At 45.3% G+C, this 13816-nt stretch carries 11 protein-coding genes and 1 rRNA gene (1 of these 12 only partly in view); 4 read left to right on the plus strand and 8 right to left on the minus strand.

What is annotated here, in order from left to right:
* The 8 genes from ACQE26_RS04240 to dnaA form a co-directional block, all read right to left on the minus strand.
* Positions 1-1384, minus strand: a 16S ribosomal RNA gene (locus ACQE26_RS04240) (it extends 166 nt beyond the left edge of the window).
* Between the two features lie 362 nt (positions 1385-1746).
* Complete coding sequence (gene gyrA / locus ACQE26_RS04245; RefSeq protein ID WP_500470735.1) at positions 1747-4206, minus strand: DNA gyrase subunit A; 2460 nt, start codon at positions 4204-4206, stop codon at positions 1747-1749.
* 216 nt (positions 4207-4422) lie between these two features.
* A complete protein-coding gene (gene gyrB / locus ACQE26_RS04250) occupies positions 4423-6339 on the minus strand; it encodes a DNA topoisomerase (ATP-hydrolyzing) subunit B (protein WP_095241057.1) in 1917 nt (638 codons plus the stop codon).
* Between the two features lie 56 nt (positions 6340-6395).
* Positions 6396-6641: an extracellular matrix regulator RemB gene (gene remB, locus ACQE26_RS04255; protein ID WP_004392908.1), complete on the minus strand. Its 246-nt coding sequence runs from the start codon at positions 6639-6641 to the stop codon at positions 6396-6398.
* A gap of 17 nt (positions 6642-6658) precedes the next feature.
* Entirely contained in the window at positions 6659-7771 is a 1113-nt protein-coding gene (gene recF / locus ACQE26_RS04260) for a DNA replication/repair protein RecF (RefSeq protein ID WP_013350724.1), read from the minus strand.
* A gap of 15 nt (positions 7772-7786) precedes the next feature.
* Positions 7787-8002, minus strand: a complete 216-nt coding sequence (gene rlbA / locus ACQE26_RS04265; protein WP_004392910.1) for a ribosome maturation protein RlbA — start codon at positions 8000-8002, stop codon at positions 7787-7789.
* A 134-nt stretch (positions 8003-8136) separates the two neighbouring features.
* A complete protein-coding gene (dnaN, locus tag ACQE26_RS04270; RefSeq protein WP_021494589.1) occupies positions 8137-9273 on the minus strand; it encodes a DNA polymerase III subunit beta in 1137 nt (378 codons plus the stop codon).
* 184 nt (positions 9274-9457) lie between these two features.
* On the minus strand, positions 9458-10798 hold the full coding sequence (dnaA, locus tag ACQE26_RS04275; protein ID WP_016937312.1) for a chromosomal replication initiator protein DnaA: 1341 nt from the start codon (positions 10796-10798) through the stop codon (positions 9458-9460).
* A gap of 619 nt (positions 10799-11417) precedes the next feature.
* Between dnaA and rpmH the strand changes: the two genes are divergently transcribed.
* The 4 genes from rpmH (at position 11418) to jag (ending at position 13603) form a co-directional block, all read left to right on the plus strand.
* Positions 11418-11552, plus strand: coding sequence for a 50S ribosomal protein L34 (gene rpmH / locus ACQE26_RS04280; protein ID WP_003178075.1), 135 nt, complete (start codon positions 11418-11420; stop codon positions 11550-11552).
* Positions 11553-11704: 152 nt separating this feature from the next.
* The gene (rnpA, locus tag ACQE26_RS04285; RefSeq protein WP_016937314.1) at positions 11705-12055 is read left to right on the plus strand and encodes a ribonuclease P protein component; all 351 of its coding nucleotides are present in this window, start codon (positions 11705-11707) and stop codon (positions 12053-12055) included.
* A gap of 160 nt (positions 12056-12215) precedes the next feature.
* On the plus strand, positions 12216-12965 hold the full coding sequence (spoIIIJ, locus tag ACQE26_RS04290) for a YidC family membrane integrase SpoIIIJ (protein WP_014471334.1): 750 nt from the start codon (positions 12216-12218) through the stop codon (positions 12963-12965).
* Positions 12962-13603 carry an RNA-binding cell elongation regulator Jag/EloR gene (gene jag / locus ACQE26_RS04295; protein ID WP_438421040.1) on the plus strand — a complete coding sequence of 214 codons (642 nt, stop codon included), beginning with the start codon at positions 12962-12964 and terminating at the stop codon, positions 13601-13603. The genes spoIIIJ and jag overlap by 4 nt, the downstream gene beginning before the upstream one ends.
* Positions 13604-13816 lie beyond the last annotated feature (213 nt).

Here is a 13816-nt window from a genome sequence, read left to right on the forward strand (position 1 = left end):
TATTCACCGCGGCATGCTGATCCGCGATTACTAGCGATTCCAGCTTCACGCAGTCGAGTTGCAGACTGCGATCCGAACTGAGAACAGATTTGTGGGATTGGCTTAACCTCGCGGTTTCGCTGCCCTTTGTTCTGCCCATTGTAGCACGTGTGTAGCCCAGGTCATAAGGGGCATGATGATTTGACGTCATCCCCACCTTCCTCCGGTTTGTCACCGGCAGTCACCTTAGAGTGCCCAACTGAATGCTGGCAACTAAGATCAAGGGTTGCGCTCGTTGCGGGACTTAACCCAACATCTCACGACACGAGCTGACGACAACCATGCACCACCTGTCACTCTGCCCCCGAAGGGGACGTCCTATCTCTAGGATTGTCAGAGGATGTCAAGACCTGGTAAGGTTCTTCGCGTTGCTTCGAATTAAACCACATGCTCCACCGCTTGTGCGGGCCCCCGTCAATTCCTTTGAGTTTCAGTCTTGCGACCGTACTCCCCAGGCGGAGTGCTTAATGCGTTAGCTGCAGCACTAAGGGGCGGAAACCCCCTAACACTTAGCACTCATCGTTTACGGCGTGGACTACCAGGGTATCTAATCCTGTTCGCTCCCCACGCTTTCGCTCCTCAGCGTCAGTTACAGACCAGAGAGTCGCCTTCGCCACTGGTGTTCCTCCACATCTCTACGCATTTCACCGCTACACGTGGAATTCCACTCTCCTCTTCTGCACTCAAGTTCCCCAGTTTCCAATGACCCTCCCCGGTTGAGCCGGGGGCTTTCACATCAGACTTAAGAAACCGCCTGCGAGCCCTTTACGCCCAATAATTCCGGACAACGCTTGCCACCTACGTATTACCGCGGCTGCTGGCACGTAGTTAGCCGTGGCTTTCTGGTTAGGTACCGTCAAGGTGCCGCCCTATTTGAACGGCACTTGTTCTTCCCTAACAACAGAGCTTTACGATCCGAAAACCTTCATCACTCACGCGGCGTTGCTCCGTCAGACTTTCGTCCATTGCGGAAGATTCCCTACTGCTGCCTCCCGTAGGAGTCTGGGCCGTGTCTCAGTCCCAGTGTGGCCGATCACCCTCTCAGGTCGGCTACGCATCGTCGCCTTGGTGAGCCGTTACCTCACCAACTAGCTAATGCGCCGCGGGTCCATCTGTAAGTGGTAGCCGAAGCCACCTTTTATGTCTGAACCATGCGGTTCAAACAACCATCCGGTATTAGCCCCGGTTTCCCGGAGTTATCCCAGTCTTACAGGCAGGTTACCCACGTGTTACTCACCCGTCCGCCGCTAACATCAGGGAGCAAGCTCCCATCTGTCCGCTCGACTTGCATGTATTAGGCACGCCGCCAGCGTTCGTCCTGAGCCAGGATCAAACTCTCCGATAAATGGATCACAGACTAAGTTCACTGCATCCTGCAGTAACGTCTGTGTGATCTGCATCGTGCAGACCTTAGTTTGACTGACTACGCACATCGCTGTGCGATTTATTTAAAACTTTGAATTAACAGGTACGTTTTGTCTTGTTTAGTTTTCAAAGAACTTTTTTCACTTCTCTCGAAGCGACCTCTTAATCATAACATTTTCAGTTTGATAGGTCAATACTTTTTTTAAAAAACTTTTTTAGCAGAATGTCTTTGTGTTGAAAAGACAACAAAAAGAATTATATCAGCATCGTCGCTGTGTGTCAAAGCTTTTTTCTTTTCTTTATATAGAAAAAGCGCAGCTTGTTACAGCTGCGCTTTTTCATCTATTCTTCTTCCATTTCTTCCGGCTCTTCTTCATTCTTTTCCACTAGTGCCACAGTGGCCACGTGCTCTTGATCGGACATGCGGATCAGACGGACGCCTTGTGTTACACGTCCCGTAGTGGAGATATCGTTAATATCCATTCTGATTAACACGCCGCTTGCCGTAATAATCATTAGGTCTTCTTCGCCTCTTGTGGCTTTTACTGTTACTAGCGGACCGTTGCTGTCAGTGATTTTACATGTTTTAAGGCCTTTTCCGCCCCGGCTTTGGACTCTGTATTCTGAGGCCGGCGTACGTTTGCCGTAGCCGTTTTCTGTCACTATGAGGACATGGGAGTCTTCTTCAAGAATCTCCATGCCTACCACGACATCATCATCTGTCAGCGTGATGCCTTTAACACCTGCAGCGGTGCGTCCCATTTGTCTTACATCTTCTTCAGGGAAACGGATCAGCAAACCATTCTTCGTTCCGATGATGATTTGTTTCTTGCCGTCAGTCAGACGGACGGCCATCAGTTCATCGTCTTCCCGAAGACCTAAAGCGATCAGCCCGTTATTCCGTATATTCGCAAACTGGGACAGTGCCGTACGTTTCGACACCCCTTGTTTGGTCGTGAAGAAGAGGTAAAGCTCCTCATCAAATGTGCTGACCGGAATAATGGCATTAATCCATTCGCCTTTTTCAACCTCCAGGAGGTTAATAATCGGAATGCCTTTTGCGGTACGGCCGTATTCAGGGATTTCATATCCTTTTGAACGATATACCTTCCCTTTATTAGAGAAGAACAGAATCGTATCGTGCGTCGATGTAGAAATTAAGTGTTCCACAAAGTCATCTTCATTCGTTCCCATTCCCTGCACGCCTTTTCCGCCCCGTTTTTGACTGCGGTATGTGGACGCTGGGAGGCGCTTAACATAGCCGTTATGAGTCAGCGTGATGACGATGTTTTCTCTCTCGATGAGATCTTCATCTTCAATTGTTTCAAGACCGGACGTCACGATTTCAGTGCGTCTCTCATCATTGAACCGCTCTTTGATTTCGTTGAGTTCTTCACGGATGATCTCGAGCACTCTTTCTTCATTGGCTAAAATATCTTTCAGCTCGGCGATAAGCGCAACAAGTGATTGATATTCCTCTTCGATCTTTTCGCGCTCCAGACCGGTTAATCGCTGAAGACGCATGTCCAGAATGGCTTGCGCCTGTTTTTCAGTCAGTGAAAATTGTTCGATTAGACCCGTTCTCGCAATTTCAGCCGTCTGAGAACTACGGATAAGAGAAATCACCGCGTCTAAATGATCGAGAGCGATTCTTAACCCTTCCAGAATGTGAGCTCTCGCCTCCGCTTTGCGAAGTTCGTAAGCCGTTCTGCGTCGGATCACGACCTTTTGGTGATCAAGATAGTGCTCCAGACATTCTTTCAGGTTTAATACCTTCGGCTGTCCATCGACGAGCGCCAGCAGGTTGATTCCGAAAGACGTCTGCAGGGCCGTTTGTTTGTACAGGTTATTCAAAATGACGTGAGCATTGGCGTCACGGCGGATCTCAATGACGATTCTCATTCCGTTACGGTCGGATTCGTCACGCAGATCGGTGATTCCTTCGATTTTTTTGTCCCGGACGAGATCTGCGATTTTTTCAATTAATCTCGCTTTGTTGACCTGATAAGGAAGTTCCGTGACAATAATTCTTTCTTTTCCCGAGGATGTCTCTTCGATTTCAGCCTTAGCCCGGATCGTGATTGATCCCCGTCCGGATTCATATGCCTTACGGATACCGCTCCGGCCTAAAATCTGACCGGCTGTCGGAAAATCCGGGCCCGGGATGTATTCCATCAGCTCCTGGTTTGTAATCTCAGGATTCTCACTTACGGCAAGCACGCCTTCAATGACTTCCCCAAGCTGATGCGGAGGAATATTTGTCGCCATTCCGACCGCAATACCGGCAGCCCCGTTTACGAGCAGATTCGGAAATCTCGAAGGCATGACGACAGGTTCTCTTTCTGCGCCGTCATAGTTATCTTGATAATCAATCGTATCTTTCGTAATGTCCCGGAGGATTTCCATTGCGATTTTTGACATTCTCGCTTCTGTGTAACGCATCGCAGCCGCTGAGTCGCCGTCTACCGAACCGAAGTTGCCGTGTCCATCAACAAGCATGTAGCGGTAGTTAAAATCCTGCGCCATTCTGACCATTGATTCGTAAACCGCTGAATCACCGTGCGGGTGGTACTTACCGATAACTTCGCCGACGATACGGGCAGATTTTTTATATGGTTTGTCACTGGTCATGCCTAAATCATTCATTGCGTACAAAATCCGTCTGTGAACCGGCTTCAGACCGTCACGCACATCCGGAAGCGCCCGGGATACGATAACGCTCATTGCATAGTCCAGGAAGGATGTCCGCATTTCCTGACTGATATTGACTTCACGTACTTGTGGTGTGTTTTGTTCACTCATTAAAAAAACCTCCCTGAAGTATCACATGAAATAATGTGGGAGTAGATTGTCCATTATGATCTTCAATACGATTTCACTATTCTCCATTATATCAATAAACTTGTGTTTATACACATTAATTTAGCAGAATATACGGGTTTTGCGGGTTTTCAGAGGCCGCTTGAAGCCGCTTTGAGAAAAAAGCCTTATTTCTTAACGAAAATAAGGCTTTCATGGTTAAATATCAAGGTTTTTCACGTATCTGGCGTTTGCTTCTATGAAGTTTCTGCGCGGTTCTACTTTGTCGCCCATCAGCATTTCGAACGTCTCATCAGCATCCATCGCATCTTCAAGATTGACTTGCAGAAGCGTTCTGGTCGCCGGATCCATAGTCGTTTCCCAAAGCTGAGTCGCGTTCATTTCTCCGAGACCTTTATAACGCTGAAGGCCGGGCTTAGGCGATTGCGGAAGCTCTTTTAAAAGCTCATCAAGCTGCTTATCGTTATAAGCGTATTCCACCCGTTTTCCCTGCTGCACTTTATAAAGCGGCGGCTGAGCAATGTAGACATAGCCGTTTTCAATAATTTCCCGCATGTATCTGTAGAAGAACGTTAATAAAAGCGTTCTGATGTGGGCGCCGTCGACATCGGCATCCGTCATGATGACTACTTTATGATAACGCGCTTTTTCAAGATTAAAGTCTTCTCCAATACCCGTGCCGAGAGCCGTAATCATTGATCTGACCTCATTATTTGAGAGAATCTTATCAAGTCTGGCTTTCTCAACGTTCAGAATCTTACCGCGCAGCGGCAGAATGGCTTGAAAATGGCGGTCCCGTCCCTGTTTCGCTGATCCGCCCGCAGAGTCACCCTCTACGATATAGAGCTCGGAAATGCTCGGATCTTTAGAAGAACAGTCCGCCAGTTTGCCCGGCAGATTGGAAATCTCAAGCGCGCTTTTGCGGCGGGTCAATTCCCGCGCTTTTTTCGCCGCCATCCGCGCTCTTGCGGCCATTAAACCTTTTTCAACGATTTTACGGGCTGAATCCGGATTTTCAAGAAGAAATGTTTCCAGCGCAGAAGAAAACAGCGTATCAGTGATCGTTCTCGCTTCAGAGTTGCCGAGCTTCGTTTTCGTCTGCCCTTCGAATTGCGGATCAGGGTGCTTAATTGAAATAATGGCAGTCAGCCCTTCTCTCACATCATCCCCGCTTAAATTCGGATCATTTTCTTTGAAAATCCCTTTTCTTCTTGCATAGTCGTTTATGACACGGGTCAGACCGGTTTTAAATCCGGCCTCGTGCGTGCCGCCTTCGTATGTGTTGATATTATTCGCGAAAGAATAAATATTGCTTGTATAGCTGTCGTTGTATTGCAATGCAACTTCAACCGTAATGCCGTCTTTCTCGCCTTCGATATAAATCGGCTCTTCGTGAACGACTTCTTTGGAACGGTTTAAGTACTCAACGTAGCTCTTGATTCCGCCTTCGTAGTGGTACTCGTTTTTCCGTTCTTGTCCTTCACGTTTGTCTTCAATCGTGATGTTTACGCCTTTTGTCAGGAAGGCCAATTCCCGGACACGGTTTGAAAGCAGATCATAGTCATATACAGTTGTTTCTTTGAAAATTTCCGGATCGGGAACGAAATGCGTAATCGTCCCGGTCTTGTCAGTGTCACCGATCACTTCAAGATCAGCCGCCGGCACACCGCGTTCATACGCCTGATAATGGATTTTCCCGTCACGATGAACCGTAACGTCAAGAGTGGTCGACAAGGCGTTTACGACGGACGCCCCTACACCGTGAAGACCGCCGGATACTTTATATCCGCTTCCGTCAAATTTACCGCCGGCGTGAAGAACGGTCATGATGACTTCAACCGCAGGGCGGCCCATCTTCTCTTGGATACCGACCGGAATTCCGCGCCCGTTGTCTGTAACGGTAATGCTGTTATCTTTCTCAATTACGATGTTAATATCTGTACAATAACCGGCCAGGGCTTCGTCAATACTGTTGTCGACGATTTCCCATACCAAATGGTGAAGGCCTTTGCTGTTAGTTGATCCGATGTACATCCCCGGTCTCTTTCGAACAGCTTCCAACCCTTCTAATACCTGTATCTGATTCTCATCATAACTATTTTGCTGCTGTTCCATAGCCATGCACATTCACCTACACTTTTCTTAAACGATATATTCATTGTAAAGATCCGCTAAGAATCTATTTCTAACATAAATTGCGCACGTTTCTTCAGTGTGCCGGAAGATAAGGGAGAGTAATATATATTCTCAGTCGTGACTACGATAGACTTTGGCGTGCCGTTTACGGACGGCACTACTTTTTCTTTCTGTCTGTCCAGAAATTCTTCAACAATCGGCGATACATTGACCTTGCAGTCAAAAATGCCGACGATATCGCGTGTTGAAACGACAAAGTCGTCACCTAAATGAATATACAATCGCTCACCTCATTTCTTCACTTCACTAACGCACCGTTTTCCACACGGAACATTCCTGCTTGATGTAAGGTTTCGTGGTCAATGCCGTCCACGCTCGTCGTGGTGACAAATGTCTGCACACGGCCTTGGATTGTATGAAGCAAATGGGACTGGCGGTAATCATCCAGCTCGCTTAGTACATCATCCAAAAGTAAAATGGGATATTCTCCAATTTCTTCATGAATCAAATCTATTTCGGCCAGCTTCAAAGACAAAGCCGTCGTACGCTGCTGTCCCTGCGAACCGTAAGTCTGCACATCGCGTCCGTTCACATAAAAAAGGACATCATCCCGATGCGGTCCGAATAAGGTGACGCCCCGTTCTATTTCTTTTTCTTTTAATTTCGAAAAAGACTCCTGGTAGCTGTTACCTATTTTCGACAAATCTTTAGGATCTGATACATCAAGCGCCGTGTGATACTTAAGCGTCAGTTCCTCAAGCCCCCGGGAAATGCCCGAATGGATCGGCTGCGCCCATTTTTCAAGCTGCGCCGTAAACTGCAGACGTTTGGCGACAACTTTTGCGGCTGCCTCAATCAGCTGATCAGTGAGAACGTCAAGCATAGTCCGGTCAGTCTGTTTCCGGCTTTGCAGCTGTTTCAGAAAATGATTCCGCTGGGAAAGGATTTTTTGATAAAGAGATAAATCATACAGATAAACGGCAGAAACCTGCCCGATCTCCATATCAAGAAATCTCCTCCTGACCTGCGGGCTGCCTTTGACGAGATTTAAGTCCTCCGGAGCGAACATAATGGTGTTCAGCGCTCCGACATACTGACTGAGTTTTTGCTGTTCTATGTGATTGACCTTGCCCTTTTTACCTTTTTTGGAGATGACTAGCTGCATTGGGATGTCCCCGTTGCGCTTCATCACTCTTCCTTCTATTTTAGCATAGTCTTCGTCCCACCGTATAAGTTCTTTATCATTTGAGGTGCGGTGTGATTTTGCCATCGAAAGGACATAGATGGCTTCCATCAGATTGGTTTTGCCTTGGGCATTCTCTCCGATGATCACATTCACCTTGTTTTCGAATTGAAGCTCAGCGCGCTCATAATTACGGTAGGATGTTAATTCTAAATTTTGGATATACAACCGCTGTCACCCGCTTTAATTGACGACTTGAAATGAACCAAATCCTTCAATCGCGACCACGTCTCCAACATAAAGCTTTCTGCCGCGGCGATTGTCAGGTTCATTGTTGACTGTCACCTCATGCTCGCTCAGAAACCATTTCGCCATACCGCCGGACTGAATCACATCGGCTAATTTTAAAAACTGGCCAAGCGTAATCATTTCTGTGTCAATCGAAATCGGATTTGCCATAATATCGACCTCTTTCAAATATCACTAATATCTAATTGTACTAAAAAATCCTGAAATAAGGAAAGGGAAAACTTGAGGGAGCGGCTGATGAATAGAAAAGCTGCCGAACTAAGCCGGCAGCACATTCTGTTTGATTAATACGTTCGGACCGGAAGGATGAGCTGAACGATGGTTTCATCATTCGGCGTACGGATAAGAAACGGTCTCATCGCTCCCGTAAAGCTGATACGGATGTCCGCTCCTTCAAGTACTTTCAGTGCGTCCATCATATATTTTGGACTGAATGAAATATTTAATTCCTCACCGTCAATCCGGTCAGCGAGCACAGCTTCGACAACTTTCCCGATTTCAGGAGAATTTGATGAAATTTCAAGCGAGTCCGCCGGTTTGGCAGAAAGCTTTACAACGTTGTTGCGGCCTTCTCTCGCCAATAAAGAAGCACGGTCAATCGCCTGTAAAAATTCCTTTGTGTTCACAACGATTTCCGTTTTGCTTTCCTGCGGAATTAAGCTTGTCGTGTCCGGATAGTTTCCGTCAAGCAGCCTCGAGAAGAACAATACGTTTTTCGCTTTAAACAGAACTTGGGTTTCTGTAATGACGATATCGACCAGCTCTTGATTGTCATCAAGAATTTTGCTCAGCTCGGTTAAACTTTTTCCGGGGATGACGACGTTGTAAGAGCTGTCTTCCGGAATATCAAGCTTTGCCTTTCTTAAAGCGAGCCGATGGCTATCCGTGGCAGTGCATAATAATTCACCGTTTTCCACTTTCCAGTTTACACCTGTCAAGATAGGGCGTGTTTCTGAGGCGGACACAGCGAACACGGTTTGACGGATTAAGTTTTTCAAAAGATCCGTCGGAATCTGAATGGCATGGTGCTCTTCGATTTGCGGAAGATGCGGATATTCATCTGCATCAAGACCGTTCAAATTAAATTCCGCTTTTCCGGAACGGATAATTGTTAAATATTGATTTTGAACTTCGATTTCAACCGTCGCCATCGGCAGTTTTTTAACGATTTCGCTGAAGAAACGCGCTTGCAGCACGATACTTCCCGGCTGATCAATCGTCACGATTTCTTTGTCATCTTCTTCTTTCGGAATGAATGACTCGATTGAAATATCAGAATCGCTTCCCGTAAAAGATACTCCTTCATCTGAGGCTACGATCTTAATACCGGTGAGAATAGGAATTGTAGTTCTGGATGAAACGGCTTTTAGAACGTCTTGTACACTTTCAACTAAACGATCTTTTTGAATCGTAAATTTCATGTTTATCCTCCTAACGGATAATATAATTAATATATTTTAAAAATAGCAGTAGTAATAGTAGGGCCTGTGGATTTGTGGATAAGTTGTGAAAAAGACAGGAAACACAGCCTATCCACATGTGGACAGACTGTGCATGACTGGCGAGAAGTTATTCACACTTTCCCCGGTTCATCCGAGGGCTCTATTATTTAAGCTGTTCTTTTATTTCTTTTACCTGCTGCTGAAGCTGCTCGTCATCAATCAGCAGTTTTGAAATCTTTTCATGAGCATGAATGACGGTTGTATGGTCTCTCCCGCCAAATTCTTCCCCGATTTTAGGCAAAGAAGAATCCGTCATTTCTCTGGAAAGATACATGGCAATCTGCCTTGGGAACGCAACGGATTTCGTACGCTTTTTCGCTTTGAAATCTTCAAGCTTAATGTTGAACTGCTGTCCGACAATCCGCTGAATCTCTTTTATCGTGATGACCTTAGGCTTTGCGGAAGGAATAATATCTTTCAATGCTTCTGCAGCCAGGTCCGCATTAATGTCTTTATTGATTAAAGATGAATAGGCAACAACCCGGATTAATGCCCCTTCCAGTTCACGGATGTTGCTGTCAATCTGATTCGCGATGTAGAGCATGACCTCGTTCGGAATATCAAGGCCTTCCGCCTTCGCTTTCTTTCTCAGGATGGCAATCCGCGTTTCCAGATCAGGCGGCGTGATATCCGTAATCAATCCCCATTCGAACCGAGAACGCAGACGGTCTTCAAGGGTCGGAATCTCTTTCGGCGGTCTGTCGCTGGAAATCACGATTTGTTTGCTTTCTTCATGAAGCGTATTGAATGTATGGAAAAACTCTTCCTGTGTTTGTTCTTTTCCGGCTAAAAATTGAATATCATCTATCAAAAGTACATCAACATTCCGGTAGCGGTTGCGAAAATCAACGGCTTTATTGTCGCGGATTGAGTTGATGAATTCATTTGTGAATTTTTCAGAAGACAGGTACACCACTTTGGCTGAAGGATTATGATCAATGACATAATGGCCGATTGCGTGCATTAAGTGGGTTTTTCCTAAACCGACTCCCCCGTAAATAAATAAAGGGTTGTACGCTTTAGCGGGTGCTTCCGCTACAGCCAGTGATGCTGCATGGGCGAATCGGTTTCCCGATCCGATGACGAATGTGTCGAATGTATATTTCGGGTTGAGCATGCTTTGGGGAAAATCAGACGGTTCCTCTTTTGCCGCTTTTTTCACTTGCGGTTTCGGCAAAAAGTCTTCTGCATCCTGATTTTGAGGAATGACAAATTTGACGCTCAATTCTTCCCCGGTCAATTCATATATGGTATCTGCAATGAGATGTAAGTACCTGGACTCCAGCCAGTCTCTGGCAAATTCATTGGGAGCGGTGATGGTTAAGGTATCTCCTTGCAGCGAATGGGCTTTCGTCGACTTCATCCAAGTTTCGAAGCTCGGTTTGCTTAACTTTTTCTCTATCTGAGCTAAAGCTTGATTCCAAAGATCTAATATATTCTCCATTATCCGGCACAGCCCTCCTTTTCTTTAAAATCAGCGCTCTTCCCCTGTTATAGAACACAAAAAAAGAGCATATGGCTCTGACCATTCGTACACACGAAATGTTGAAAACATATAGTATAGTAGAAAAATAGCTTTTCGACAAATTCCACAAGTTGTGGACAACAATCTACACAAGCTGTGTGAAAACAATCCACAACTTATCCACACTTTGTGGATAAGGAGAACGGAGTGAATCAATAATTAAGAGTTAAAACACAAATATAATATCAAATTAAGCGAGGACTTGCAACGGTTCTCGTAATCTTATCCACAAACCTGACAACTTGTTGAAAAATCTTTGTCCACAGGGGTTAGCAATGTGAAAATGTTGTCGATAACGATTGTGGATATTAAAAAAAGGCCAAAAAATTATCCACATACCGTTTTTTCCGGAGGGCGCGCGGCGGTTTTGCGTTAAAAAAAGGAATATGAAAATTAAGGTTTCTAATCTGGTTAAGGTATGTTATCCTATTATGGTTGTAAGAAATAAAAGCACTGCTGAAGTTGACAATGAATAGGCAGCACAAATATAATAAGTAAGACTGTCTTTAACAGCTATTCCTCGAGGGAGGTGTCATAAATGAAAAGAACATTCCAACCGAATAACCGTAAACGCAGTAAAGTTCATGGCTTCAGAAGCCGTATGAGTTCAAAAAACGGTCGTCTAGTATTAGCACGCCGTCGCCGCAAAGGCAGAAAAGTATTATCAGCTTAGGCCACTGAATAATGTCAGTGGTCTTTTTTCACATTAAGAGAAAAGAGATCATGCGTCGCCCGGTACTGGAGAAATTTCTTCAGTATTCCGGCGGCCCGTTTTTTTTAGATAGTAATAAAAGTTTCTGCGAGTGAATATCGGAGTGAATCAAAGTGAAGAAGCGAAATCGGTTAAAGAAAAATGAAGATTTTCAAAAAGTGTTTAAACGCGGAACGTCTATGGCAAACCGCCAGTTCGTGCTGTATACGCTCGATCAGCCGCAGCAGGAAGAGCTCCGGGTAGGGCTCTCTGTCAGTAAAAAAATCGGCAACGCCGTCGTGCGCAACCGGGTGAAGCGGTTAATCAGACAGGCGGTCCAGGAGGAAAAAGAGCTGCTCAAGCCGAAAGATTTTATTATTATCGCTAGAAAACCCGCCGCCGACCTCAGTTTTGAAGAAACAAAAAAAAGTCTGCAGCACTTATTCAGAAAAACCTCTTTATATAAGAAATCTTCGTCAAAATAGCTCATATTTTGTTTTCTTCACGTTTTTAAAAGCGCTTCCTTTTGTTTGGCGAAAAATGACCGCCATTTAAAACTGAAAGATGCTAAAATACATACAAGGTTTATAAAGAATGGTATAGGAGGAAACGTTCTTGAAAAGGAGAATATGGTTACTACTGAGTATGGTCGGTATGCTCGTGCTGCTGGCCGGGTGCTCGAGTGTAAAAGAGCCGATTACGGCGAATAGTCCGCATTTCTGGGACAAATATGTTGTGTATCCATTGTCAGAAGTCATTACGTACGTAGCGAAACTGACGGGTGATAACTATGGTTTATCGATCATCATCGTTACGATTTTAATCCGTCTGCTGATTCTGCCGCTGATGATCAAGCAGCTTCGAAGCTCAAAAGCGATGCAGGCGCTTCAGCCGGAAATGCAGAAGCTTAGAGAAAAATACAGCTCAAAAGACCAAAAAACGCAGCAGAAGCTTCAGCAGGAAACAATGGCCCTGTTTTCGAAGCACGGGGTAAACCCTCTGGCAGGATGTTTTCCGATCCTGATTCAAATGCCGATTTTGATCGGATTCTATCACGCGATTATGCGTACGCAAGCCATTTCACAGCACAGCTTTTTATGGTTTGATTTAGGAGAGAAAGATCCTTACTATATTCTTCCTATCGTTGCCGGTGTGGCCACTTTTGTCCAGCAGAAGCTGATGATGGCCGGAAATCCATCTCAGAATCCTCAAATGGCAATGATGGTATGGATTATGCCGATCATGATCATCGTATTTGCGATCAACTTCCCGAGTGCGCTTTCTCTTTATTGGGTAGTCGGAAACCTGTTTATGATTGCTCAGACATTCCTTATTAAAGGGCCTGACATTAAACACGATCCGGAAACGCAGAAAGCTGGAGGAAAGAAAAAGTGAAGAAGGTGACTGCTGCGGGACGGAATGTCAAAGAAGCAGTTCAATCAGGCCTTCAGGAACTTCAACTGACGGAAGATCAAGTAGAAATAACGGTGGTGCAGGAAGAATCTAAAGGATTTTTGGGTATTTTCGGAAAAAAGAATGCGATCGTAGAACTGGAAGAGAAAAAAAATCCTGTTCAGGAAGCGAAAGCGTATCTGGAAGAAATCATCAATTCCATTGCGGGGCCTTCTGAGATTGTCACGGAAGAAAACAAAAAAACAGTTTGTTTTCATATTAAAGGTGAAAAAGCAGCGCTGCTTATCGGCAAAAGAGGACAAACACTCAATGCTCTGGAAACATTGGCGCAGCTTGTTTTGAACCGTGGCTCCGGGCAGTATCGCCACGCCGTTGTCGACGCTGAAAATTATCGTCTGAAAAGAAGAGAAATTCTGGATCAGCTGGCAAACAGGCTGGCCAAGCAGGTGTCGAAAACAAAAAAAGATGTGCATTTGGAACCGATGCCGTCAGGCGAAAGAAAAATCATCCATGACGCTCTGTCGAGACACCCAAATATCAAAACTTTTTCTACCGGTGAAGGCCGGTACCGTCATCTCGTTATTTCCCATAAAGATAGCAGAAAACCGAAGTCCGGGTAAAATCGGAACTTCGGTTTTTTTATTGGCGAAAATGGCTCTATTCCTAAGCAGAATCGCATTTTTTGCGTTTAAGTTTTTTCTTTTTCGGTGTATGCTGTTGATAAAAAAGGTTTTAGGAAATAAAATTAATTGTTATTCACATGTGGATAAGTTAAAGTAATAAGGGATGAATTTCTGCCTTTGTGGATAACGTATCTTCCACTTCAAACCAAA

The organism is Bacillus sp. 5RYD7K (assembly GCF_059831465.1).

What these genes read in the sequence shown, in the direction of transcription:
- spoIIIJ (WP_014471334.1), top strand. Translation starts at nt 12,216, where the DNA reads ATGGTCGGTATGCTCGTGCTGCTGGCCGGGTGCTCGAGTGTAAAAGAG.
- gyrA (WP_500470735.1), bottom strand. Translation starts at nt 4,206, where the DNA reads ATGAGTGAACAAAACACACCACAAGTACGTGAAGTCAATATCAGTCAG.
- rlbA (WP_004392910.1), bottom strand. Translation starts at nt 8,002, where the DNA reads ATGGCAAATCCGATTTCGATTGACACAGAAATGATTACGCTTGGCCAG.
- dnaN (WP_021494589.1), bottom strand. Translation starts at nt 9,273, where the DNA reads ATGAAATTTACGATTCAAAAAGATCGTTTAGTTGAAAGTGTACAAGAC.
- gyrB (WP_095241057.1), bottom strand. Translation starts at nt 6,339, where the DNA reads ATGGAACAGCAGCAAAATAGTTATGATGAGAATCAGATACAGGTATTA.
- dnaA (WP_016937312.1), bottom strand. Translation starts at nt 10,798, where the DNA reads ATGGAGAATATATTAGATCTTTGGAATCAAGCTTTAGCTCAGATAGAG.
- rpmH (WP_003178075.1), top strand. Translation starts at nt 11,418, where the DNA reads ATGAAAAGAACATTCCAACCGAATAACCGTAAACGCAGTAAAGTTCAT.